Below are 24,147 nucleotides of genomic sequence, written 5' to 3' on the forward strand. Positions count from 1 at the left end.
TGTGGATAAGCCAAGCTGCAGCTCGGACCGATTCCGGGCTCTTCCCAGATGAGGGTGTAGGTCGGCCGGGCGCGTCGGTCCGCAGATAGACGTCGAGGTCTCCCGACGATGGAGGTTCCTACGCCATCCATCCGTAAGACCTCGACGTGTCCGACGCTACCCCGCCGGCCGGCCTCGGCCGCCCTGACCTGACCGCCTTCGCGGCTCATCCCAATCGACCCTGATCGGGTCTGCTGACCCCCTCGACGAGAACGCAGCGACATCACAGCCACCCAACCCCGACCGCCCGGGAAGCCGGGGCACGTCACATGGCCTGTGCTGCGGGCGTGTCGAGTGGGTCGTCCAGGGGCGACGCAGGAGCGTCGACGCGACGTGCTGAGAGGTGGTTCCAACCGAGCGCTAGGACACCGGCTACAGGCATGGCGATAGGTCAGGAACGGCGTCGCTCCCTGCGCAGGAGGGAGCGCAGAGTCTCGGCGTTCGCATAGCCGACCCGTAGCGCGATCTCGGCGGAGGTGAGGTCCGTGGTTGCTGAGAGGTGCCGAGCACGTTCGATGCGAAGCCGTTGGACGAAGCCGAGCGGAGTGAGGTTGAGCGCCGCACGGACTCGTCGTTCGAGGGTGCGCCGGCTGGTACCGAGCGACTGCGCGACGAAGGCGACGTTGAACGGTTCGTCCAGGCGGGCGCGCACGAAGCGTTCGAACTCGACGACGATCGGGTCCTCGTGCCGGAGATGTTCGTAGGCGACGAAGGCCGCCTGCGACGGACGCTCGTCGATGATGAGGAGCTTGGCGACATGTTGGGCCAGGTCGGGGCTGATCGATCGCACGAGTGAGAGCGCGAGGTCGATGTGGGCGAACGCGGCGCCGGCGGTGACGAGGTTCCCGTCGACCACGACCATGGTGTCGAGATCGAGGGCGACGGTCGGATAGCGCTTCAGGAACTCCGGCCCCAGGAACCAGCTGGTCGTCGCCCGCCGATGATGCATCCGTCCAGTCTCGGCGACGGCGAACACGCCGGTGCACGCCGCGGCGATCCGGGTGGTCGCGTCGTCGAGGCGCCCGAGTGAGGCGATGACCGAACGTGCATCTCGGCTCTGGAGGGCGTCGTTGGTAGCGGCGGCCGTGAGGGTTCCAAGCGCAGGGACGACGACCACGTCGAACTCTCCGGACTCCGACAGCGGGTGGTCTACCGACAGGGTCATCGATGCCGTCGTGGTCACTCGCCGTTTCGGTCCGAGGATGGCGAGTTCGATCGGGTCGATCCGCGGGTCGACATCGCCGCGGGCTCCGTCGGCCACCCGCACGATGTCGATGACCGACGCGACAGCCGAACCGAAGCAGCCGTCGATCGCGATCAGTCCGATACGCATGGCGCGAACAATAGCAATACTGTCGTATACGCCACTCCCCACCGGCCCTCGCTCGTCATACGCTGAACTCGCCCCACGAAGAACCCCGACTTCAAGGAGAACCCCTCATGTCCACACCCGCATCACTTCCGTATGCCTTCGTCGCCAAGATCGTCGCGGCCGATGGACAGCACGACGCGCTCGCCGATCTGCTCGCCGGCGCTGTCGCACTCGCCAACGAAGAAGTAGGAACGATTGTCTGGTTCGCGGCTAGGACCCACGCCGACACCTTCTGGATCTTCGATGCATTCCCCGACGAGGCCGCTCGCGACGCCCACGCCAACGGCGCCATCGTCGCAGCCCTGATGGCCAACCAGCACCTCCTCGGCGCAGCACCCGAGATCCTGGCGGCCGACGTCCTCGCGTCCAAGCTCCCGTAGTCCGCCAACGCACGAGACGATCGCGCCCCGCCGAGCCGTCGGACCCGACCGCCTCGACACCCGCACCACGTTGACGATCCCCGACGGGCCGATCACGAGGAGGCCAGGCAACACCAGGCGCAAGCCTGGAGCGGCACTGTTTCACCGGTGGTCATCGAGAGAGCCAGCGCGGCTCCATGGCAGCGCAACTGTGTCAACTTGCCCTCCGTCCCGCGAGGCGCCGTGGGCGGGGTCGTGGTTGCGATCCGTTGCCGTGACGGGAGACGCGTTGCGCGTCGCAGCGATGACGGGTCGTTGGCGTTCCGGGGCGTTGCGTTCGTGCGCGCCGCGCGTGCGGCATGGAGCATCTCGCTGCGCACACAACGATCGTTGCGCCGACGCACCGTTGACACCTCGCACGTCCAGGTCGCGACACAACGCCACGCTGCGTTGCCGAGCGGAGCGAGGCCTTTCGGCACACGGACAGGATGCCGGCCGCGAGCGCTCAGCCGGCGAGGGGTCCGTCGCAGAGGAGAGCGACGTCGGTGTCGGGCAGAGCCGTGAGGCCAGCGCATCGCGCGACCACCAGAACCGAACCGACGACCTAATCACGTCGGCTCTGCGTCTATCGCTTGATGCGCCCACTGGGTGAACGAGCCGCTGACCTGCACAAACGCCGAGCGTGGGGGACGCTGCCATCCGGTGGTGACCGACGACGACCGACCAGTACCGACCGTTTTACCGGAGTTTCACCGGAGCTCGCGGCGGCGTCGAAGCCGAGCAAGCTCCATTCTTTAGCTCACCGCGCCTTGCTCCTCGCCGGTCCCGTCGTCGTCGAAGACGTTTCAGGGCTCTTCCCAGATGAGGGTGTGGGTCGGCCGGGCGCGTCGGTCCGCAGATAGACGTCGAGGTCTCCCGACGATGGAGGTTCCTACGCCATCCATCCGAAAGACCTCGACGTGTCCGACGCTACCCCGCCGGCCGGCTTCGGCCGCCCTGACCTGACCGCCTTCGCTCGACTCGACGGCCTCGGTCTGAGCGTGACCGGGCAACGACTTGAACCGGATCGTGCGGTCCTCGCGTGCCGCGTGGTGGAACCAGATCAGTGGTGCCGACGGTGCGGCAGCGAAGGCGCTGCTCGTGACACCGTGATCCGGCGGTTGGCCCACGAGCCGCTGGGCTGGCGACCGACCGTGCTGGAAGTTGTAGTGCGCCGCTACCGCTGTGCCGACTGCGGACACGTGTGGCGCCAAGACACCAGCGCCGCGGCGGAGCCACGCGCGAAGCTCTCGCGCACCGGGTTGCGGTGGGCGCTGGAAGGGATCGTGGTCGCACACCTCACCGTCGCCCGTGTCGCCGAGGGACTCGGGGTCGCGTGGGACACCGCCAACAACGCGGTCCTGGCCGAAGGCAATCGGCTGCTGATCAACGACCCCACGCGGTTCGAGGGCGTGAAGGTCATTGGCGTCGATGAGCACGTCTGGCGCCACACCAGGCGTGGCGACAAGTACGTCACCGTGATCATCGACCTCACCCCGGTCCGCGATGGTGCCGGCCCAGCAAGGCTGCTGGACATGGTCGAGGGCCGGTCGAAGGCGGCGTTCAAGACCTGGCTCGCCGACCGCGACGACGCCTTCCGTGACGCGGTCGAGGTGGTCGCGATGGACGGCTTCACCGGGTTCAAGACCGCCGCTGCGGAGGAGATCCCGGACGCGGTCACGGTGATGGATCCCTTCCACGTCGTGCGCCTGGCCGGTGACGCCCTCGACAGGTGTCGGCGCCGGGTCCAACTCGCGATCCACGGGCACCGTGGGTTCAGGGACGACCCGCTCTACAAGTCGCGGCGCACGCTGCACACCGGCGCGGACCTGCTTACCGACAAGCAGAGCGACAGGCTACGCGCGCTGTTCGTTGATGACGCTCACGTCGAGGTCGAGGCGACCTGGGGTGTCTACCAGCGCATGATCGCCGCCTATCGCCACGAGGACCGGCAACGTGGCCGCGAGCTCATGGAGAAGCTGATCACCGACCTCAGCGCCGGCGTCCCCAAGGTGCTCACCGAGCTCACCATCCTGGGCCGGACCCTGAAGAAGCGAGCCGCCGACGTGCTCGCCTACTTCGAACGACCCGGCACCAGCAACGGGCCGACCGAGGCGCTCAACGGACGGCTCGAACACCTGCGCGGCTCCGCACTCGGGTTCCGCAACCTGACCAACTACATCGCCCGAAGCCTGCTCGAGACCGGCGGATTCAGACCCCAACTCCTACACCCCCGATTGGGATGAGCCGCTTTCCCGTCGGGGCCGCGAGTCAACCGTTCGCCCTCACGCCAGGCAAGACCGAAACCAACCACAACGGGACTGCGCGAACGACCGGGTGTTTGTCGGTCCAAAGAATACTGATGTTCGTTCGAGCCAGTGGGCCGAGGTGTCGGATGTGTTGTACAACGTCGGTTTACAACTACCGTATTTGGGTGGAGTTGGGTCTCGGTGTCACGAGCGTGTCACATGTTGGTACCTACGAGAGTGGATTCGGATGGTCCCGCTTGGACGGTCGATGCAGGTCAGCAGCTCCATGGTGGTTCCATGCGGACGTATCTGGTTGTCTCGCAACATACTTGTAAGCGAGCGGTCAACGGTTCAATCCCGTTAGGAGGCTCTCTTGGCTCCGATTCCGTCCCTGGGATCGGAGTTTTTGCGTTTTCGACGCGGATCGATTCCTCGGTTTCGGATACCCGACGCCGATGGGAGTCGGGTATCCGAAACGGGGGAGCTGATCGAGCGGACGGGCCGCATCGACGCCCTTCGTTGGAATCTACGCCCGGTGTGCGGGGTGTAGATTCCGACGAGGGGCGTCGATGCGAGGCTCCAGCGTCACAGCCACGGCCGATATCGGGGCAGCGGCACGGCGGCGTTGACGTCGTGGCGACGGGTGTCATCGAGTACCGGCCGCACTGGTGCTACCGCGGGCCTCGGTGTCGGCTGTGCCGAAGCGGCACGATCCACTTCGGTCGGCAGATCGTCAGCCGGTCATTCGAGCGCAAGGTGGCACCTCTTAGATCGGAGCGCGTATACGCCCAAGGGGGTCCGGTGTTGATCGGAACCGTGGCGCAGACGGTCGAGCGTCCGGTCGTCGGTGACGCCGCCGACGGTCCGCCCCGCAGTGCTCGGTCTTCGAGCCGATCACGGCACCGAATGGCGGGGGGGCGAAACCAGCGTCACCGGGCGTTCGTTTCCCGGGTGAACGTGGTCCTACGACCAACCCGTGACTGGACAGCGGTTCGCGATCCGTCGAGGTAGTGCCGCAGATACCTGACCCGCGTACAGCGGTCAGGTATCAGTGCGGTTGGGTAGTTCAGTCCGCTTCTTCGCCGATCCACTTCGCCAACAAGTGGTGGATGTGACGAATTTTCACTTCTTGATAGCGAGCCAACGGCAACGTCTTCGACTGCGCAGACTTGAGGCCCTTGTGCACCTTGGGCATGTTGTAAGCGTCTTGGTCGAACACCCGCGCCGAGCTACCGAGAACCGTTGCTTCCAACCAGGATTGCTCGGGACGGAGCCACTGGGTCTTGGCCGGTTTCGGCCGTTCGCCCTTGAACGGCGCGAGCAGGTAGACGTCCATGATCGAGGTTTCGTGGTTGTCACCGTTCGGGCGGAACCGGTAGACGATGCGCTGGTATGCACCCCACGGATGGAAATTCGGGAAAACGGTGTAGTACACGCTGTCGAGCGACTCAGCGTCGGACATGTTGTCGGCCTTGACATCTCCGATGATGTCGCGCAGTCCTTCACGAGCCAGCATGCCCGACATCTCCCGGGCGGACACGCCTTCGGGCAGCGTCACCATCGGGTCCTCGTCGATACGGGCGTCGACCATGGAGTCGAACATCTCCTGCTCGGTCGGTACGAAGTTGATGTGCGGGCTGGGTACGCCGTTGGCGGTGATGCCGCGGTTGAAGTTGCCCCAACTGTCGTATTGGCTGTTGGAGTCACCGGTGCCGACGACGCGTTGCGGATGCGTGGTGATGACGTGGAACGCCTCGGAGAACGCTTCCTGCGCGATCTTCCAGTTCGCCTGGATCACCTGTGCGACGTGGGCCTGGATGTAGCGATCCTCCAGCGGCCATGCCTCGAAGTGCTTTCCGAGGTCACCGAGGAAGCTGTCCAGCGACTCGGACGCGGGATCCATGTTGATGAAGACGAAGCCGCCCCAGGTGTCCACCTTGACCTGCGGAAGGTCCATCTTGCCCTTGTCCACCTGCGGGAAATCCCAGGCACACGTCATCGACTTCAGTGATCCATCGAAGTTCCACGCGAAACCGTGGAAGGGGCAACGTAATTCGTTGCCCGCCGGGCCGTCCTCCTCACGGAGGGTGCGTCCGCGGTGCAGGCAGGAGTTGTAGAAGGCACGAATTCCCATGTCCTTGCCGCGCACGAGAAGAATGGACTTCTCGCAGATCTCGTAGACCAGTGTGTCGCCCGGCTCGGGGATCTCCTCCTCGCGGCACGCCATCTGCCATACCTTGTACCAGACTCGGTCCCGCTCGAGTTCGTGATACTTGCGGCTGATGTAGCGCGAGATCGGGATGAAGTTCTGGTCCTCGTACATCTCGTGCGACTCGATGCGCAGAATGTCGGGTACGGGATGGGTGTCGGTGTCCAGGAGTCGTTGGTAGCCAACGCCGTTCTCGATGAACCCCGCGTCCTCGGCGGGCCGTTCTTCGGTGTTGGTCACAGTTTGCCTCCCTGTTCGAGCGTGATGGCGCGGGCCTCTTCAGCCACTCTGTCGGACTGCATCTTCTCGAGCAGTTTCGCCGCACCCATGAATCGCCGGTTCTGTGTGATCGGCACTGGCTCGCGGGGGCCGAGTCCGACCCACCGGGCCAGCTCGGGGTCGACCGCTTTCACCTCGCCGTGGAGGTAGCGGCCCTCGGGGTCGAAAGTTCCGGTCTTGCCGTGGCGGTCCGTGACCAGAACGTTGAAGTCGTCATCGAATTCGTAGATAGCGTGGCTCATCGGATGCTTGATCTGTCGCATCGCAATCTCCTTGGAACGGGGCAACGCCCTTACTTGGTGCCGAATGCACTAACTGTAACAGCGAAGAGTGATAGCGGGCACACTTTTCTTTAGGCTGACTCCAAAAACTCCGGTCATGAGCGCGCTGCCCACCGTAGAGCCCCCGAAACGAGTCGGCGGTAGACGGGATCGGAAAGGGTGGGCGACTTGTCGCCGGGCTGCAAATACGCCAGCCGACTGCGGCCGTTGGTTTTCGTCCACCCGACCAGCTGCGAGCCCGGTCGGTGGCTCCAGCCCTCGCGTTCGTCGCGGCGGCCCGCCATGGCCAGTGCCGTCGACCAGTGCACGGCGTCGGTCATCTCCGCGTCGGTGCGCAGCAGGGGAGTGACGTCGTCCTCGAAGACTTGGCACAGGTAGGTCTCGTCGACGAGGTCGAACGAGTCGGGGATGCCGAGGGTGATGGGGTGCGAACGATCGGTGACGGTGATGGTCTGCGGAACTGCATGTCGGTAGCCGGAGTCCGGGCAGTCGACGCCGCGCACGACGCTCGGCCGGTAAAGGTATCGGCCACCCACGAACTCGGCCCACTCGTCCCAGTTCGCCCACGAGGCGATGGCGTGATGCAGCACTACGTACCCGTGTCCGCTGATCGGAGCCGCGGCTACTGCTGCGCGCACGGCCTCCGGTGGATCGGCCGGTGTGGGCAGTGTGCCGGGCATGTCGTAGTGCAACGAGACGTCGAACCGGGCCAGGTCGTCCGGGCCGAGATCCGCGTCAGGGTGCTCGTGCCACGAGACGTCACCGGGCAACGAGTCCAGGAAGTCGGCGAAGGCATCGCGATCGAACGAATGCCCACCGGTGAATGCCGCAATACGCATGAGCGGGTGTCCCATCGATGAAATTCAACTGGTGATGCAGTCAAGTTACTCGACGAGAGTGCTAGTTCAGCGCCCTTCGATCATCTTCGAGCAGACCTCGGTGGTCGCCGCCCGCAGTCGAGGTACCGAAATGCCGGCCAGCGGCCCTCCCTCGATGCGCAGCGGCTGGATGGCGATGGTCGTGGCGATCATCGTCCGGACCCGCAACGACCGTGCGGCCTGTTGCGCCGCCGCGGACCGCTTGTTGGCCGGTGTCTCCGCAACCGGGAAGTAATCGAATGCACGCCGGATGTGCCGGTCCTCGTACTCCTTCGTCAGGAGGCGAGTTCCGGGTGTCGCGCCGCCGGCCATTTGCAGAAACAGCATCCGCGCCGCGTTCGGGTGCTCGGCCGTCCAGTCCCATACTGCGTCGATCACGCTCTTGAACGTGTCTGCGTCGGCCTCGGCGTCGTCCGGTCGGGCATGTTGAGCGGCGGCGGAACTGGCGTCCATCGCATATCCGAGGGCGCTCTCGAACAGTTCTTCCTTACTGGCGAAGTGGTAGTAGACCGCGGTGGGCACCATGCCCGCGGCCTCTGCGATCTCCTGTATCGACGTTTCTGCGAAGCCTTTTCGGGAGAAGACGCGAACTGCTGCTTTGACGATGAGGTGTCGGCGCGACGGCCGGTGAGCAGAACCCTTCGACGCAGCGGGCGTGTCGACGGTGTTCTCGTCGTCTGCGTCGGCAGGACCGGACGAGCCGGCGACTACGGGATCGTCGTCGGCGGCGGGCGATGAATCCCAGCCGGTCGGCGTCTCATCTGCGTGACCGTCTTCGTGGTCGATGCTTCGTCGTCGTGGCACCGGCCCCAATTTACTCGCTGGTGTACGTCGCGACACCCCGATCGGGTCGTGGGTGCCATGATCTACTGCATGGCAGGCAAGGGAGTGGCACCGAAGCGGACTGCGGCGGCTCCGACGAGCAAGGGCGCGAAGCGGGCGGCGCATCGGCCGTCGCGGCGTGAGGTTGTTGTCGACGCCGCGATGCACCTGTACTCGGTTCGGTCCATCGAGGACGTGACGGTCGCCGATATTGCCGCGGAGGCTCAGATGACTTCCGCCGCCGTCTACTACCACTACCCGTCGAAAGACGAGGTTCTGCTCGGCGGGCTGCGGCTCTATGCGGACGGTTTGCTCGACCAACTTCGTGCCGAGGTCGAGAACGACCCGGACGCCTCTCTGGGCGACATCATCGTTGGCTTGCTGGAATGGACGGACCAGCATCGGGCCGCGTCGCTCGTGTACTTCGTGCGCTCGCCGGGATGGAGCCTGTCGATCGAGTCGCTTCGCCGGGAAGTGCGTCTGACGATGCTGAACATCTTCACCGCCGAGTTGCGCAGCCGCAGCGGAGTCACGACGCGAGCGAAACAGGCAGCCGCCGCGACGGCGCTGTCGAGTTTGCTCGAAGTCTCGGTGTCGTCCTGGCTTACCGAGGACACGGTTCTTGCCAACCTCGGACGTCGGAGATTTTCCGACGAGGTTCGTGAACTGGCCGCCGACATCTCCAGTCTGTGACGTTACTGCTGGAGTCGAACACAACTAAGTCCCCATGCGAAGGTCATCGACCCGCGACTTTCCGGAAGTATCTTTAGACCGACGACAGTTTATGGTTGACTTGGCACCATGCTCAGTCAGTCACGTGCCCGATCCATCGATCTCGACAACCCATTCGCGCCGCTGACCGGATTGTGCGAACTGGTCCTGGTACGTCACGGCGAGCAGGTGCTGAGCAAAGAACTCAGCGCCGGTGAGACGGTCGATCCGCCGCTGTCCGACCTCGGCGAACGCCAGGTGCGGGCCGTGGCGCAGAGGCTGGCCACGGCTCGGGTCGATGCCGTCTACAGCTCTCCGCTTCGAAGAGCATTTCGTACCGGAACCGAGATCGCCGATCGACACGGACTCGTCCCCGTGGTGCGGGACGACCTCACCGAGTACGAGCCCTGGCAAAAGTTTCCTGCCGACCGCAGTCCCTTCGACACCCTGCCGCACGACGAGATCGCCACGATCTTTCGTGAGCACATCAGAACGCGTCGCTACGACGCGTTCCCCTACGCCGAGGATGGGGCAGAGTTCCGCGCCCGTGTACTCGGCCAGATCTCCACTATCGTCGACTCCCATCCCGGTGAGCGGGTGGTGGTGACCTGCCACGGCGGTGTCATCAACGCGGTCCTTGCCGATGCTCTGGGAAGCGGTCTGGACATGCCGGTTCGAGTCCACCACACCTCGATCAGCGTGGTTCGAGGTGCTGACACGCGCCGAGCGGTCCAGTCGGTCAACGATTTCTCTCATGTACTCGACTTTCAGACATCCGTCGGAGCCATGAATCTCTAAGGCCTGCAGTTGAACACCGATCAAGGAGTCATCAGATGGATCTCGATCTCAAAGGCAAGCGCGCCATCGTCAGCGGTGCCAGTCGCGGCATCGGCCTCGCTATAGCCCGCACGCTGCTAGCCGAAGGCGCATCGGTCGGTGTGTGCGCGCGCGGCGAAGAACACCTGAACGAGGTGTCCGCCGAATTATCTGAGCTCGGAACGGTTTTCCACAAAGCAGTCGACGTGGGTGACGCCGACGCCGTGAAATCGTTCGTCGACGATGCGGCCGAGGCGCTCGGTGGCATCGACATCGTTGTGGTCAACGCCTCCGCTGCCACCGGCAAGGGCCCGCAGGCGTGGGTCGACAGTTTCAACGTCGACCTCATGAGCCTGGTCAATTTCATCGAATCGGCCGCGCCCCATCTCGAAGCCAGCACCTCGGCGTCGGTGGTCACCATCAGCACCACGTCGGCGCTCGAAGCCGGTCCGATCACCACCGCCAACAGCTACGGTGCGCTGAAAGCTGCCGTACTGCAGCACTCGTCGGCACAGGCGCGTGCCCTAGGACCCAAAGGTATTCGCGTGAACGCAGTGTCGCCGGGACCCATCTTCTTCGAGGGGGGTGCCTGGGAGACCATCCAGACGAGTCGTCCCGCTCTGTACGAGGCTGCACTCGAGTCGGCGTCGCTGGGCAAACTGGGTGCAGCACAGGACGTCGCGAACGCCGTGACTTTTTTGGCGTCACCCGCCGCGGGACACGTCACCGGAATCAACATGGTGGTCGACGGCGGCTTCACCAACCGCTTCGATTTCTGAGTCCCGACATGTCATCTGATGTGACCAGCACAGCCGACTTGGTGATCCTCGGCGGCGGGTCCGGTGGGTACGCCTGCGCGTTGCGGGCTGCCCAACTGGGCATGTCGGTGATCTTGATCGAAGCCGACAAACTCGGTGGTACCTGTCTGCACAACGGATGCATTCCGACCAAGGCACTACTGCATGCGGCCGAGGTCGCCGATTCCGTCCGTGAGGCCTCGAGCTTCGGCATCAAGGCGACCCTTGAGGGTATCGACATGAGTGCGGTGAACAGTTACAAGGACGACGTGATCGCCGGCCTGTACCGCGGGTTGCAAGGCCTCGTCGCTTCCCGCGACATCGAGTTTGTCGCCGGACGGGGCCGTCTCGTCGGTGACCGCACTGTCGAGGTCGAACTCGCCGACGGTGGCGTCGCCACCTATCGCGGCGAAGCGCTGATCCTCGCGACCGGCTCGCATTCGAAGTCGTTGCCGGGCTTGGACATCGGTGGTTCGGTCGTGACCAGCGACCGTGCTCTGGAACTCGACACCGTCCCGGACAGTGTCGTCGTCCTCGGCGGCGGAGTGATCGGGTGCGAGTTCGCCAGCGTCTGGTCGTCGCTCGGTACGCAGGTGACGATCGTCGAGGCGGCGCCCACTCTGCTGCCGACCGAAGACCCGTGGACGTCGAAACAGGTCGAGCGGGCGTTCCGCAAACGCGGGATGGTGTTGAAGACGAACACGTCGTTCAGCGCCGTCTCCGCTCGAACAGACGGAGGCGTGCACGTCGAGCTCGCCGACGGATCCACCATCGATGCCGACCTCGTGCTCGTGGCCGTCGGTCGCGGTCCACGCACCGCGGACATGGGCTTCGCCGAAGCGGGTGTCGATCTCGATCGCGGGTTCGTGGTCACCGACGAGTGGTTGCAAACGTCGGTACCTGGAGTGTTCGCCATCGGCGACATCGTGGCGGGGCCACAGCTGGCCCACCGCGGTTTCGCACAGGGCATCCTGGTGGCCGAGCAACTGGCCGGTCTGGACTGCATGCCCGTCGCGGACAGGGGAATTCCGCGAGTCACGTACTCCAACCCCGAGGTCGCATCGGTCGGCTTGACCGAAAGCGAAGCGGCCGCGGAGTACGGAGAGGTCGAGACCGTCGTCTACGACCTCGGTGGCAACGGCAAGAGCCGCATCCTCCGTACGGCAGGCGGCGTGAAGCTGGTGCAGGCCGGCCCGGGCGGACCGGTGGTGGGCATCCACCTCGTCGGCGCACGCGTCGGAGAGCTCATCGGGGAAGCGCAGCTCATCTACAACTGGGAAGCGACCGCGGGGGACGTGGCCCAACACGTGCACGCGCACCCTACTCAGGCGGAAGCATTGGGCGAGGCGCATCTTGCCCTGGCCGGCAAAGCGCTGCACGCGCACGGCTGATCAACCGAAAGAGACCGATCGCTGAAAAGAGGATTGGATGGCGGGACCTGCAGGCCGGCTCGACGCGGTCTTGGTGTGCGGTGGGCAGTGGCACGACTTCGATTATGCGAGGCTGCAACTGCTGTCGGCGCTGAGCCAGTACGAGCAGGTCCGCACCCGGGTCTTCGAGGACTACGACTGCCTCGATGCTCTGGCTTCGGCCGATCTGCTGGTCACCTACACGTGCAATCGGGTCCCGACCGAGGTGCAGCAGAAAGCGTTGGAGGCGTTCGTCTCTCGCGGTGGCCGCTGGTTGGCCCTGCATGGCACGAACTCCGCGATCGACCGGACGCCGAACGGATCGCCGAGCAAGTACGTGACACCGCGGACCCTGGGTGACCTGGCGAATGTGCTGGGGAGTCAATTCCTTGGGCACCCGCCGATCGCGCCGTACACGGTGGAGTTCACCGAACCCGCGCACCCGTTCGTCGCTGGAATCAACCCGTTCGAGGTCACCGACGAGCTCTACGTCAGTGAGCTTCATCCACCGATTCGCGTCCTCGCCCACACTCGATTCGTCGGTGAGTCGACGGGATTCGCCGAGGGGCACACCACCGAGGACGAGCCCCGGCCCGTCCTGTACCTGAAGGACCACGGCGACGGGACGGTCTGTTACTTCACGTTGGGGCACTGCCGGGGACGGTTCGACGTCCAGGACCTCGGAATCGACGACCTGGGCCGGGTCGACCGAGGGAGTTGGACAGTCCCCGAGTTCCGAACGGTCTTCCAGCGGTGCCTGTCGTGGGCCGTCACCGGAGAGGCGACGGCCCACCACTGAGCTCGGTCAGATGATGTCCACCGTGTCGAGAACCCTTTCGGCGTATGCCGAGTCGCCGTCGACCGTCACATGGTTGCGCCACGGGCTGCGGGTGGTGCCCCACAGGACGAAATCGGTAGCGGCCGAGATGATCATGGTGTCGGCGGCCGTTGCGCCGGGTTCGACGGTGAGCAGCTTCGAACCCGGCCGCATAGTCCACTCGCCACCGCCGGGACCGGTGAGTCGCACCCCCAGCGGGCGGTTGAGTACCCCACTCACCGGAGTGCACATCTGCGGCAGCCCGGTCCACATCCACTCGACGGCGGTGCGCACCAGATCGTCTTCCGGGTCGGGTACCTCGCGGGTGACCGGTCCCTCGGATCCGAGTAGATCGACGTACATGTGACACCACATGTCGAAGGCGAACGCATCCGAAAGCTGATGCGTGCGATAGGTTCCCAGATCGGTCAGTGTCATCGGGGCGGACGCCGTCTCGGTCTGCTGCATTGCTTCGAGAACCGCCATCGCGCCGTCGATGTTGTCCAGGAACTCGTCGGCGACCTGCGAGTTGGACCACTCCCGGCGTGCGTCGACCAACTGGTTCTGCAGTTCTTCGGCGGTGTTGGGCGTAGGCGCGTCCGGATCGGCCGGCGGTGGATCGGCCATGACCGCAAAATTCGAACCGGTATGCGCCACAAGATCTTTCACCGACCAACCCGCGCATCGGCTGGGAGCCGACCACTCGTCGGCGGTGAGGCTGCGGACCACGGACCCGTATCGGTCGGCAAGTACTCGACTGGCCGATAGTCCTGCCTGGCTCATGATCTGCTCACCCTACCGGCGTCGATGAAGTATTCGGAAGCGGTGACGTCCATCGAGATTCTCTCCTTGTAGTGGTCGACCGTGGAGCTTTGAGTCAGTAGTTCGCGGTGCCGCCGTCAACGCTGAGAATGGCACCGGTGATGCCGGCTCCGGCGTCGGAGGCGAGGAGCATCGCCATGGCGGCAACCTCCTCGATCGTGTTGGGACGCTTGAGCGCCGACTCCTCGGCGAACAGCGCGACCATCTCGTCGAAGGACATTCCCATGGCCTTGGCGGTGGCAGGGCCGTTGTCCTTGATGATGTCGGTGATCACCAGGCCGGGGCAGATGGAGTTGACTGTGATGCCTTCGGTGCCGACCTCACGGGCGATGGACTTGGTCATGCCGTTGATGGCGTGCTTCGCGGCCACGTAGGCGGTGAACACGGGCTTGCCGTGCTTGCCTTCCACCGACGAAATGTTGATGATGCGGCCGGACTTGTTGGGCAGCATGTGTTGGAGGGCTCGGCGGGTGGCCCAGAAGTTCGAGTTCAGATTCCAGTTCATCACCAGAGTCCATTCCTCGTCGCTGAGGTTGGCCGTGGGTTGGAGGTCCTTGGCCCCGCCGGCGTTGTTGACCAGAACGTCGATGCGTCCGAACGTGGCGACCGTCTGCTCGATGAAGTCCTCCACATCGGACTGCACGGTGACGTCTCCGGGGAAGAAGGCAGCGCTGTCACCGGCCCCGAACTGTGCAAGAGCTTTCTCGCCCTTGTCCTTCGAGCGTCCGTTGAGAGACACCTTCGCCCCTTCGGCCAGCGCCGCTGCAGCGATACCACGACCGATGCCCTGTGTTCCGCCCGTGACGGCAACAACCCTGTCTTGCAGTTTCATCGATTTTCTCCCATGCCTGTTCGAGCAAGATTCAGAGACAAGTAACTTGTCATCGTCTACAGTCTGGCATGTAGAGTGGCTCACGTCACAGTATTTCTGCAGACGGAATCAAAAAACTACCCGCGAGGTGCAGTCGCCGATGTCAGAGACGAGAAGTGAAATGTCCGATCAGCGGTGGTTGGTCGACACCGACCCGAGCCCCCGTCTGCCCGTGTACACGCGTCTGAACGCGAGCGACGTGCTGTCGGACCCGATCACGCCCCTCGGCGCGGATCTGGGCTGGATCCAGAACATTTTGCCGGGGTGGAACTTCGGGTACGCCAGCCTCGGTAGCTATTCGCTCGCGGAGAGGCCCGATGTGGCGGCCTCGTCCGGCATCTTCTACGGGCACCTCTACATCAACCTGTCGATGTCTCGCCTCGTCGGCATCCGCGGCGGTCTTCCGGTGGAACTCGTAGATCAGCTCTTCTACGGTGGAGATCCGAACATCCCGGCGTACGTCGGCCATCCCGACGACGAGAACGCAGAGGCCGGCCGGCGTTTGGAGGCCCGCAACGCGTGGGCGCTGTCGACCGAGACTTTCCCGGAACTCGAAGAAGACCGAACTCTCGCCGACCGCTTGAGGACCGAACGTCCCGACCTGTCCGCACTGACACCGGCGGCGCTCGTCGCGCGAGCCCGGTCGGTGATGCCACTCGAGCGCGTCGCGTGGCGCGGGGAAGTGATCGCCACGAACTGCGCCGCGGTGGGTCCCGCCGTGCTGGGCCAATTGCTGGGTGCGGAGAACCAAGACCTCATCGTCACCCTGGTCGGTGCGGCCGGTGACGTGGACTCGGCGATGCCGTCGTACGCGTTGTGGGAGCTCGGCCGCCTGGTGCGAGCCGACGACAGACTGATGGCGGCATTCGATTCCGGCGTTGCCGGTGTCGGTGATCGTATTGTCGGAATCGACCCGAAGTTCGACGCCACCCTCGACCAATTCCTTCTCGATTACGGATACCGCGGGCCCAACGAATGGGATCTGGGGTCCGTGTCGTGGGAGACCCGGCCCGAGCTCGTTCTCGGCCTCATCGACCGGCTGCGGCTCCAAGACGACTCGGCCGCGCCGGACGCACGTCTGTCCGACCACGCGTCGGCCGGAGCCGACGCGTGGACCCGAGCGAGAGAGATCGTCGGTGACGACGAGGCGGGACAAGCGACGCTCGCGGCGGCGTTGGCGTCCGCCCGCAGATTCGCTGCATGGCGTGAGCGCGCCAAGACCAACTGCATCAAGGTGCTGCACGAGGCCCGCGTGCCGCTCGTGGAACTCGGTCGCCGGCTGTATGCCGACGGTCACCTCGACTCGGCCGACCACGTGTTCATGGCGGTCGACGACGAACTCGACGCGCTGGCAAGTGCCCCCGAATCGATGAGAACTACTCTGGCGCAGCGACACCGCGACTGGCGGGAGCTGTTCGGCCTGGAGTTGCCCACCTTCCTCGACACCCGTGAACCGATCCCCGCCCTGTCGACACTGGGCCGCACGGGTCAGTCGGCCGTCGCCCCTGTGAAGGTCGGCGACGTTCTCCAGGGTTCCGGAGCCTCGCCTGGGATCACGCAGGGCCGCACCCGCGTGATCACGTCGATGGCCGAACTGGACACGTTCGAGGTCGGCGACATTCTCGTCGCACCGCAGACCGATCCGTCCTGGACACCGTTGTTCATGGTCTCCGGCGGTGCCATCACCGACGTCGGTGCCATGGGGTCGCACGCGATGATCGTCAGTCGAGAACTCGGAATCGCCTGCGCAGCCGGTATTCAGGCCGCGACCCGTCGCATACCCAACCGGACGCTCGTCGAGATCGACGGTGCCAAAGGCACGGTCACGATCCTGGAACTGCCGTGACCACCGGGGTCGTGACCAGCACGCGGGCCGTCTTCCTGTCGGAGCGTCCGAGTGGTGACCCCGGACCGCAGAATTTCGAGATCCGTGACCTCCCTCTCGCCGAACGCACCGCCGACCAGGTGCTCGTGCGCAACCTGTTCATGAGTGTCGACCCATCGATGCGGGGACGGCTGGCGACGTCGGAGATGCACTACACCACCAACTTTCAGGTGGGCGCGCCGCTCGACGGGTCCGCACTCGGTGTGGTGGTCGACGGTACCGAAGACGTGCCCGCAGGTTCCTACGTGCGGCATCGCCTGGGCTGGCGCGAGCACGCGGTGGTCGACATCGCTGCGGCCACGGTGATCGAACCGCGGGGGATCGACCTGCACCACTGGCTCGGAGTGCTCGGCCAGACGGGCTTCACCGCCTACGTCGGACTCGTGCGTGCGGGCGCATTGCGCACCGGTGACACCGTGTTCGTCTCCGCAGCAGCCGGGGCAGTCGGCAGTGCAGCTGGCCAGTTCGCGAAACTTCTCGGTGCGTCGAGAGTCCTCGGTAGCGCAGGCGGGCCGGACAAGGCGGCACTGCTCACGGACCGATTCGGTTTCGACGAAGGTATCGACTACCGCGAGCGGCCGATCGGTGACGCGCTGCGCGCAGTCGCACCGGACGGCATCGACCTCTACTTCGACAACGTCGGTGGCGACCATCTGGTTGCGGCATTGGCGTCCATGAATCAGCGTGGTCGGGCAGCGCTGTGCGGCATGATATCCAACGGGGGTCCGGACAGCCCGCCCATGGATCACCTGATGAACGCCATCCTGAAACGAATTACTCTGCAGGGCTTCATCGTCCGCGACCACGAGGACCTACGGCCGGAGTTCGAGGATCAGGTCGCGGAGTGGCTGGCATCCGGACGGTTGATCGCCGAGTCCACCATCCACGACGGGCTCGACAACGCGGTCGACGCGTTCCTGTCCATGCTCGGCGGCGGGAACGTCGGCAAGATGCTGGTCCGATTGTCCTGACGGCTCAGCGGAGATGACCCGTATCGTTGACCGATTCGATGACGAAGCGCTCCGAGCGCAGCACCGCGATGCGGCTCATCGACGTGTATCCGGGGTTGAAGAAGAACGGTGACGGCGCCTGCAGGATGTCGGACAACAGCGTGTTGATGGCACCGCCGTGCGAGGCCACCACGGTCAGCTGACCCGGTGCCCGCCGCGTCGCGTCGAGGACCGCAGCGCGCATTCGCTGCGCGACTTCGGCTTTGTCGTACTTCGGAACGAAATCCTCGAACCGGCCTTCGGCGAATGCTCGACCCTGAGGTGTGTCGGCGATGGCCTCCGGGGTGGCGTAACTGGTGCGGTCGCTGTCCCATTCCCGGAACCGCTCGTCGACGAGAACGTCGAGTCCGTGTGGTTCCGCCGCCAATAACGCCGTCTGGTGGGCGCGCTTGTAGTGACTCGACACCACCTGCGCCACCGGTTCCCCGCGCAGCCAGGCACCGAGGCGCTGGGCCTGGCCGTTTCCGGCGTCCCCGAGTCCGGGATCGGCCGCGCCCTCCTCTCCAGGAAGACCGTGCCGCACCAGAATCACCCGGCTCGCCGTGGCGAGCGTGTCCTGCGTCATGCGGTCACCGTGCCGCGCAGATGTGCGGTGTCGTTGAGGGAATCGACAACGATCACGCCGGAGTCCAACTTCTGCACGCGCGCGATCGAGGTGTATGCGGGGTTGTGCCAGAACGTCTTCGGCATCTCGAGGATGTCGGCGACGACGGCATTGATGATGCCGCCGTGCGCCACCACCACGACCCGCCCGGAGGGATACCGGTCGAAGACCTGATCGAGAGCCGACCGAGCGCGGGCGCGAAATTTCGGCAGATCGAGGGCAGGAACGTACTCCTCGAACCGGCCGTCGGCTACCGCGCGCAGTCGAGCATCGTCGGGCGCCATGTCCTCGACGGCCATGTAGTCCTCGGGGCTGATGTCGTCGTCCCACTCGCGTAGGTCCTCGATCACCAGATCGAGCTCCCGATCCAGGCCTGCCGCAAGCTCTTCCGCCGTCTGCCGGGCCCGAACCAGGGGACTGGCAACGATCGCGTCGATCTTCTCGTGTCGCAGCCACGTCGCGAGCTTGCGGGCATCCGCGATGCCTTCGGGGGACAACTCGGGATTGCGCACCCGCGATACGGGTCGGCCGTGTCGGACCAGAAGAACCTCGATCATGACTACCTTTCAGCGGAGCGGACTTCGGGAGTACCGGCGTCAGCCGGCGATCGTGCGTTCGGTGCTCCAATACGGAGCTCGCATGGCTTTCTTGTCGAGCTTGCCCATGGCGTTGCGGCTCAGTTCGTCGACCACGACGTAGTTCTTCGGGCATTTGTAGGAGGCCATCGAGTTTCTCGCGAAGCGGGCGAGTTCGTCCACGTCCAGCGAGGTGCCGGGCCGCGCCACCACAAGGGCCAGCAAGGCTTCGCCCAGGTCGTCGTTCGGCACGCCGATCACTGCGACTTCCTCGACGGCGGGGTACGTCGACAGAACTCGCTCGCTTTCTGCGGGATATAGGTTCACGCCACCGGAGACCACCATGTCGGCCACTCGATCGGTGATGAACACGTACCCGTCGTCGTCCACGTAACCGACGTCGCCGAGGGTTGCGACGCCCGGCAAAATGTAAGCAGCTGCTGTCTTTTCGGGATCGGCGTGGAAGACGACGCCGCGCTCGGGCGGGGTTCGGAACCCGAGCACCCCCACCTCTCCGCGGCCCAGCTCGACTCCGTCGGATCCGACGACGACGGCTTCGAACGGCGGGACCGCTCGGCCCACCGACCGTGGGTGCTCGAGCCACTCCATCGAGTCGATCTTGCACACCGACCCGATTTCGCTACCGCCGTACGACTCGACGAGTACCGGACCGAACCAGTCGATCATCGAACGCTTCACGTCCTGAGGGCACGCCGAACCCGTGTGCGCGACGTACTCCAGTGAGGAGACGTCGTGGCGCGAGCGGACGCGATCGTCGAGTCCCAGCAGACGCTGGAAGTGCGTGGGAACCATCAGTGTCGACGTGACCCGGTGACGGTCGATCAGCTCCAACGTGCGTTCGGCGTCGAAGCGGCCCATCACCACCACGGGCCGGCCGGAGAGCAGATGGCGTATCGCGGTCAACGGGCCGTTGTGCTGCAGCGGTCCGACGACGAGGTGGACGCCGGCGGGATAGCCGGACCGGGCGGACACCGCGTCGACGAAGTCCGCGGCGGTCTCGGCTGGAGCGGGCAACCAGCGCACCTGCGTACCCCGGGCGCGGCCGGTGGTGCCGGAGGTGTAAACGAGCGGTGGTCGGGCCGGGCGTTCGGGCGCAGGTGCCGACGCGGGCGCGTCCACTTTCGATTCGACGAACTCGGACCAGTCGACGCCGCCGAAGGCGTCGGCATTGTGGATGATCACTGCCCGAAGGCCTACCTCGACGCCCGCTTCGAGGGACGACATCAGACCGAGTGGCCCCGTCACCACCGCCACGGACCCGGAGTCCAGCAGCTGATCGGCCATTTCATCGGGCTTGAGCTGTCGGGAGACGGCTACCGTGCCGACGCCGCGCCGGATCCCGGCTACGTGCGCCAGCAGAGTCTCGACGGTGTTCTCTCCGATCACCGCGACGCGTTCGTCCGAGTTCGGTGCGATGGCGATCAGTCTCTCGCCCAGGGCATCGACGGTGGTGGCGACGTCCATCCAGGTCATCGCTCTACGGTCGTCCACCAGAGCCAGGCCGTGCGGGTCGGCCGTCGCTCGGTCCCTGATCAGGTCGAGCATGGCTCACTCCTTCAACGGTTCGGTCCTCGGATGTGCAATAGTAACTTTATAGTGATTCTACTTACATTCGGCTACTGTTGCAGCCATACTGTAGAAGACGTAAACAAAGTCCTCGCCGTAATGCTCGTTGCATCGTTCGGACCAGAGAAGAGGTGTACGTGGTGACTTCGACCGCGACCGACCCAACCCGTGAGGCCGTCGAGCCCATCGGATCCAACGATCCGACACCGAGCCGGGAGATCCTGCTGGATTTGCACCGGCGCATGGTTCGGATCAGGCAATTCGAGACCGAGGCCGGCCGACTGATGGAAGGCGGCAAGCTGCCCGGGTTCCTGCACCTCTACGTCGGCCAGGAAGCCGTCGCAGCCGGTGCGATGAGCAACCTTCGCGACACCGATCAAATCTCCTCGACCCACCGCGGACACGGTCACGCCGTCGCGAAGGGTGCCCAGTTCCGCGAGATGTTCGCCGAACTCTTCGGCCGCGTCGACGGATACTGCAAGGGTCGCGGTGGCTCGATGCACATCAACGACCTGTCCATCGGAATGCTCGGCGCGAACGGCATCGTCGGCGGCGGTATCCCGATCGCCGTCGGTGCCGCGTTCGCCGCCAAGTACCGCGGCGAGGACTCCGTCGCCATCCCGTTCTTCGGTGACGGGGCCAGCAACATCGGCGCGTTCCACGAGGCCGCGAACATGGCCGGCATCCTCGAACTCCCGGTCGTATTCGTTTGCGAGAACAACGGATACGCGGAATTCACCGCACTGCGGGATCACATGAAGCTCGAGAACGTCGCCGATCGCGCACCGGCCTACGGATTTCCCAGCGAGATCTGCGACGGCATGGATGCGATTGCGGTGCGTGCCGCCGTCGGGCGTGCGGTCGAACGGGCTCGCAACGGCGGTGGACCCACTCTGGTGGAGGCCAAGACCTACCGCTACTACGACCACCAGGGCGTGAAGGGACTTCGCAAGACCTACCGCACCCAGGAAGAGGTCGAGGCGTGGAAGGAACGCGACGCCATCAAACTCCTCGAAGCCCGGGCCGTCTCGGAAGGCCTGGTGACCGAATCCGAGTTCGCCACCGTCTGGGCCGAAGTGGACGCGGACATCGCAGAATCCGTGAGCTTCGCCGAGGCCAGTCCATTCCCGGACGTGGCCGACTTCGCCCTCAACGTCTACAGCGACTGAAGAACCGAAAAGGCTGAAACGATGTCCACTGCAACAGAAACATCTCCGAACACGACCACTTCGGCCGAGTCCTCGACGGCTCGCATCACCACCTACGTCAAGGCGTACAACGAGGCCGTCGCGCAAACTATGCGTGAGAACGAGGACGTCTTCGTCATCGGCGAGGACGTGGCCGGGTACGGCGGCGTCTTCCACATGTACGACGGGCTTCTCGACGAGTTCGGGCCGCGGCGCATGGTCGACACGCCGATCGCCGAGATGGGTCTCATCGGTCTCGGCGTCGGTGCGGCAGCGCGAGGGCTGCGTCCCGTCGTCGACATCATGTTCATGGACTTCCTGGCCGTCGCCCTCGACCAGGTGGTGAACCAGGCCGCCAAGATGAAGTTCATGTACGGCGGCGAGGTCAAGGTCCCGATGGTCATCGCGGTCGCCTACGGCGCAGGCGTGAGCGCGGGTGCGCAACATTCGCAGTCGCTCGAAGCCTGGCTGGCCCACACCCCGGGACTGAAGGTATTGATGCCGTCCAACGCGTACGACGCCAAGGGCCTGATGGTCTCGGCCGTACGCGATGACAATCCTGTCGTGTTCATGCTGAACAAGGTGCTCCTCGGAGCGCGCGCCGAGGTGCCGGAGGAGATCTACTCGATCCCCATCGGTCAGGCCGCGATTCCGCGTGAGGGTGACGACATCACCATCGTCGCCTTCGGTCGCATGGTCACCGAGGCACTGAAGGCCGCTGACATTCTCGCCGAATCCGGAGTCTCGGTCGAGGTCGTGGACCCGCGATCGGTGCAGCCTCTCGACACCGCCACTATCGTGAAATCGGCCTCGAAGACCAACCGCATCCTCGTGGTACACGAGGCCGTCACGTTCGGTGGCATCGGTGCCGAAGTGGCCGCGCAGATCCAGGAAGAAGCGTTCGACTACCTCGACGCACCGGTCCTGCGTGTCGGCGCGCCGTTCACCCCCGTGCCGTTCAGCACCCCGCTCGAAAAGGCCTACGTGCCCGACGCCGACCGCATAGTCGCCGGAGCCCGCCGCCTGCTCGAAAGGAACTGAGAAGTGGCTCAGCAGATTGTGCTTCCGAAGCTGGGTCTCACCATGCAGGAAGGCGTCATCGGGGAATGGGTGGCCGAGGCGGGCCAGCGCATCGGCCTCGGTGACGTGCTCCTGCGTCTCGAGACCGACAAGGTCGATGTCGACGTGGAAGCCGAAGCCGAAGGTATTCTCGCCACCACCGCGAAGGCCGGCGACGTCCTTCCGGTCGGCGCGGTGATCGGCTGGCTCCTCGGTGAAGGAGAGCAGGCACCGAACGGGGCCGCCCCCGCGACGGACGCCGCCCCCGCGACGGACGCCGCCGCCGTCGACGACACCACATCGGCCGTGGCTCCCGCGGCAGCACCGGTTCCGGCCGACGGCACTCGACTCAAGTCGTCGCCGAACGCCCGTCGCGTCGCTGCGGCGTCGAATGTCGACCTCGCTGCCGTACGGGGCACCGGCCCCGGTGGGCGCATCGTTTCCGAAGACGTCGAGGAGTTCCTCGCCGCATCCCCGGCTCCCGCATCTGAGCTACCCGCATCTCCGGCACCCGCATCTCCGGCACCCCTGAGCGTGGCATCCGAGCCGACGATCATGTCCGAGTCCAGCGTCTCCGAGCCGAACAGTGCGGCCGAACAGTTCGTCGGCCCGCTGGTACGTCGCCGGGCCGCCGAGCTCGGTGTCGACCTGACCCAGCTCGTCGGCACCGGAATCGGTGGCCGCGTCACCACAGCCGACGTGGAGAACGCGGTTGCGCCACAGCAAGTTTCGACTGCCTCAGCGCCCAAGCCCGCACGTGTCTCCGGTCCGCAGCCCGGTGACGTCATTCCGCTCTCGGGTATGCGCGGCGCGATCGCCCGCAACATGGTCGACAGCCTCCACACCATGGCTCAGCTCACCCACGGTTACGAGGTGGACGTCACCGCGCTCGTCGCCGTTCGCGCACAACTCAAGACCGAAAGCGCGCAGACCGATTCGAGGCCGCCGAGTCTGAACGACTTCGTCGTCAAGGCTGCCGCTCTTGCGTTGCAACAGCATCCGGTGCTGAACGCCGGGATCGCCGACGACAAGGTGACACTGTTCGAGGAGATCAACATCGGAATCGCGGTCGCAGTAGACGGCGGACTCGTGGTTCCCGTTGTGCGCAATGCCGACGCTCTGTCGCTCGCCGTGATCGCCGGCCGCACCGCCGCGGTGGCCACCGCGGCTCGGACGGGCAAACTGGGGTTGACGGATATGGAGGGTGCGACGTTCTCGGTCAGCACACTCGGTGCCTACGGTGTCGACTTCTTCACCCCGGTGGTCAATCCGGGCAACGTGGCCATTCTCGGTGTCGGCCGGGTCAAGGACGGGTTCCGTTGGGAGGGGGAGACTCCGGTGCGGACGCAGGTCATGACCCTGAGCCTGACCTTCGATCACAGAGCGGTGGATGGCGCTCCCGCGGCGGAGTACCTGCGCACTCTCGGCATGATTCTGGCCCGGCCGCTGAGTTTGCTGGCCGGATAGCGC

At 65.1% G+C, this 24,147-nt stretch carries 22 protein-coding genes; 12 read left to right on the forward strand and 10 right to left on the reverse strand.

Annotated elements, in window-relative coordinates; genetic code table 11:
* Positions 1 to 430: 430 nt before the first annotated feature.
* Positions 431 to 1,372, reverse strand: a complete 942-nt coding sequence (locus tag CH285_RS10060; protein ID WP_027504856.1) for a GlxA family transcriptional regulator — start codon at positions 1,370 to 1,372, stop codon at positions 431 to 433.
* 107 nt (positions 1,373 to 1,479) lie between these two features.
* Between CH285_RS10060 and CH285_RS10065 the strand changes: the two genes are divergently transcribed.
* Together CH285_RS10065 and CH285_RS10070 are read left to right on the forward strand one after the other, a co-directional pair.
* Complete coding sequence (locus CH285_RS10065) at positions 1,480 to 1,791, forward strand: putative quinol monooxygenase (protein WP_006247389.1); 312 nt, start codon at positions 1,480 to 1,482, stop codon at positions 1,789 to 1,791.
* Positions 1,792 to 2,729: 938 nt separating this feature from the next.
* Entirely contained in the window at positions 2,730 to 4,055 is a 1,326-nt protein-coding gene (locus tag CH285_RS10070) for an ISL3-like element ISPfr2 family transposase (RefSeq protein ID WP_032389135.1), read from the forward strand.
* Positions 4,056 to 5,124: 1,069 nt separating this feature from the next.
* Here the strand turns inward: CH285_RS10070 and CH285_RS10075 are convergent.
* The 4 genes from CH285_RS10075 to CH285_RS10090 form a co-directional block, all read right to left on the reverse strand.
* Entirely contained in the window at positions 5,125 to 6,507 is a 1,383-nt protein-coding gene (locus tag CH285_RS10075) for an aromatic ring-hydroxylating oxygenase subunit alpha (protein WP_032369207.1), read from the reverse strand.
* Positions 6,504 to 6,809, reverse strand: coding sequence for a hypothetical protein (locus CH285_RS10080; protein ID WP_032369260.1), 306 nt, complete (start codon positions 6,807 to 6,809; stop codon positions 6,504 to 6,506). Before CH285_RS10080 ends, CH285_RS10075 begins: the two co-directional genes overlap by 4 nt.
* Positions 6,810 to 6,922: 113 nt before the next feature.
* Positions 6,923 to 7,681, reverse strand: a complete 759-nt coding sequence (locus CH285_RS10085; protein ID WP_230597377.1) for a ThuA domain-containing protein — start codon at positions 7,679 to 7,681, stop codon at positions 6,923 to 6,925.
* Positions 7,682 to 7,732: 51 nt separating this feature from the next.
* Complete coding sequence (locus tag CH285_RS10090) at positions 7,733 to 8,509, reverse strand: TetR/AcrR family transcriptional regulator (RefSeq protein ID WP_052053439.1); 777 nt, start codon at positions 8,507 to 8,509, stop codon at positions 7,733 to 7,735.
* A gap of 69 nt (positions 8,510 to 8,578) precedes the next feature.
* Here CH285_RS10090 and CH285_RS10095 point away from each other — a divergent pair, with 69 nt between their 5' ends.
* The 5 genes from CH285_RS10095 to CH285_RS10115 all read left to right on the forward strand — a co-directional run bounded on the left by CH285_RS10095 (position 8,579) and on the right by CH285_RS10115 (position 13,059).
* The gene (locus CH285_RS10095) at positions 8,579 to 9,220 is read left to right on the forward strand and encodes a TetR/AcrR family transcriptional regulator (RefSeq protein ID WP_080729102.1); all 642 of its coding nucleotides are present in this window, start codon (positions 8,579 to 8,581) and stop codon (positions 9,218 to 9,220) included.
* A 108-nt stretch (positions 9,221 to 9,328) separates the two neighbouring features.
* Positions 9,329 to 10,036 carry a histidine phosphatase family protein gene (locus tag CH285_RS10100; protein ID WP_032369205.1) on the forward strand — a complete coding sequence of 236 codons (708 nt, stop codon included), beginning with the start codon at positions 9,329 to 9,331 and terminating at the stop codon, positions 10,034 to 10,036.
* Positions 10,037 to 10,071: 35 nt separating this feature from the next.
* Positions 10,072 to 10,833, forward strand: coding sequence for an SDR family NAD(P)-dependent oxidoreductase (locus tag CH285_RS10105; protein ID WP_032369204.1), 762 nt, complete (start codon positions 10,072 to 10,074; stop codon positions 10,831 to 10,833).
* A gap of 8 nt (positions 10,834 to 10,841) precedes the next feature.
* Positions 10,842 to 12,242 (forward strand): dihydrolipoyl dehydrogenase, encoded by a 1,401-nt coding sequence (gene lpdA, locus CH285_RS10110; RefSeq protein ID WP_176458455.1) that lies wholly within the window; start codon positions 10,842 to 10,844, stop codon positions 12,240 to 12,242.
* A 37-nt stretch (positions 12,243 to 12,279) separates the two neighbouring features.
* On the forward strand, positions 12,280 to 13,059 hold the full coding sequence (locus tag CH285_RS10115; protein ID WP_032369202.1) for a ThuA domain-containing protein: 780 nt from the start codon (positions 12,280 to 12,282) through the stop codon (positions 13,057 to 13,059).
* A 6-nt stretch (positions 13,060 to 13,065) separates the two neighbouring features.
* Here CH285_RS10115 and CH285_RS10120 read toward each other — a convergent pair whose 3' ends face one another.
* Both CH285_RS10120 and CH285_RS10125 read right to left on the reverse strand, forming a co-directional pair.
* The gene (locus tag CH285_RS10120; RefSeq protein WP_032369201.1) at positions 13,066 to 13,860 is read right to left on the reverse strand and encodes a maleylpyruvate isomerase family mycothiol-dependent enzyme; all 795 of its coding nucleotides are present in this window, start codon (positions 13,858 to 13,860) and stop codon (positions 13,066 to 13,068) included.
* A gap of 94 nt (positions 13,861 to 13,954) precedes the next feature.
* Positions 13,955 to 14,731: an SDR family NAD(P)-dependent oxidoreductase gene (locus CH285_RS10125; protein WP_032369200.1), complete on the reverse strand. Its 777-nt coding sequence runs from the start codon at positions 14,729 to 14,731 to the stop codon at positions 13,955 to 13,957.
* 139 nt (positions 14,732 to 14,870) lie between these two features.
* On the opposite strand from CH285_RS10125, the gene CH285_RS10130 reads away from it, so the two are divergent.
* A complete protein-coding gene (locus CH285_RS10130; RefSeq protein ID WP_230592889.1) occupies positions 14,871 to 16,616 on the forward strand; it encodes a PEP-utilizing enzyme in 1,746 nt (581 codons plus the stop codon).
* Complete coding sequence (locus CH285_RS10135) at positions 16,613 to 17,626, forward strand: NADP-dependent oxidoreductase (RefSeq protein ID WP_230591694.1); 1,014 nt, start codon at positions 16,613 to 16,615, stop codon at positions 17,624 to 17,626. The genes CH285_RS10130 and CH285_RS10135 overlap by 4 nt, the downstream gene beginning before the upstream one ends.
* 4 nt (positions 17,627 to 17,630) lie before the next feature.
* Here the strand turns inward: CH285_RS10135 and CH285_RS10140 are convergent, their stop codons facing one another.
* Genes CH285_RS10140 through CH285_RS10150 form a run of 3 tightly spaced genes read right to left on the reverse strand, consistent with a single transcriptional unit; the run spans position 17,631 to position 20,410 of the window.
* A complete protein-coding gene (locus tag CH285_RS10140; RefSeq protein WP_032369198.1) occupies positions 17,631 to 18,230 on the reverse strand; it encodes a histidine phosphatase family protein in 600 nt (199 codons plus the stop codon).
* Entirely contained in the window at positions 18,227 to 18,826 is a 600-nt protein-coding gene (locus tag CH285_RS10145; RefSeq protein ID WP_032369197.1) for a histidine phosphatase family protein, read from the reverse strand. Before CH285_RS10145 ends, CH285_RS10140 begins: the two co-directional genes overlap by 4 nt.
* Before the next feature lie 39 nt (positions 18,827 to 18,865).
* Positions 18,866 to 20,410 (reverse strand): AMP-binding protein, encoded by a 1,545-nt coding sequence (locus tag CH285_RS10150; RefSeq protein ID WP_052066530.1) that lies wholly within the window; start codon positions 20,408 to 20,410, stop codon positions 18,866 to 18,868.
* Between the two features lie 161 nt (positions 20,411 to 20,571).
* Between CH285_RS10150 and CH285_RS10155 the strand changes: the two genes are divergently transcribed.
* The 3 genes from CH285_RS10155 to CH285_RS10165 are packed head-to-tail and all read left to right on the forward strand — an operon-like array spanning position 20,572 to position 24,144.
* Complete coding sequence (locus tag CH285_RS10155; protein ID WP_230591693.1) at positions 20,572 to 21,600, forward strand: thiamine pyrophosphate-dependent dehydrogenase E1 component subunit alpha; 1,029 nt, start codon at positions 20,572 to 20,574, stop codon at positions 21,598 to 21,600.
* Between the two features lie 21 nt (positions 21,601 to 21,621).
* A complete protein-coding gene (locus CH285_RS10160) occupies positions 21,622 to 22,659 on the forward strand; it encodes an alpha-ketoacid dehydrogenase subunit beta (RefSeq protein ID WP_217900714.1) in 1,038 nt (345 codons plus the stop codon).
* A 3-nt stretch (positions 22,660 to 22,662) separates the two neighbouring features.
* A complete protein-coding gene (locus tag CH285_RS10165) occupies positions 22,663 to 24,144 on the forward strand; it encodes a 2-oxo acid dehydrogenase subunit E2 (RefSeq protein WP_032389127.1) in 1,482 nt (493 codons plus the stop codon).
* Positions 24,145 to 24,147: the final 3 nt, after the last annotated feature.

The organism is Rhodococcus sp. 05-2256-B1, from assembly GCF_002258465.1.
In the GTDB taxonomy this organism is placed as follows: Bacteria; Actinomycetota; Actinomycetes; order Mycobacteriales; family Mycobacteriaceae; genus Rhodococcoides; species Rhodococcoides fascians.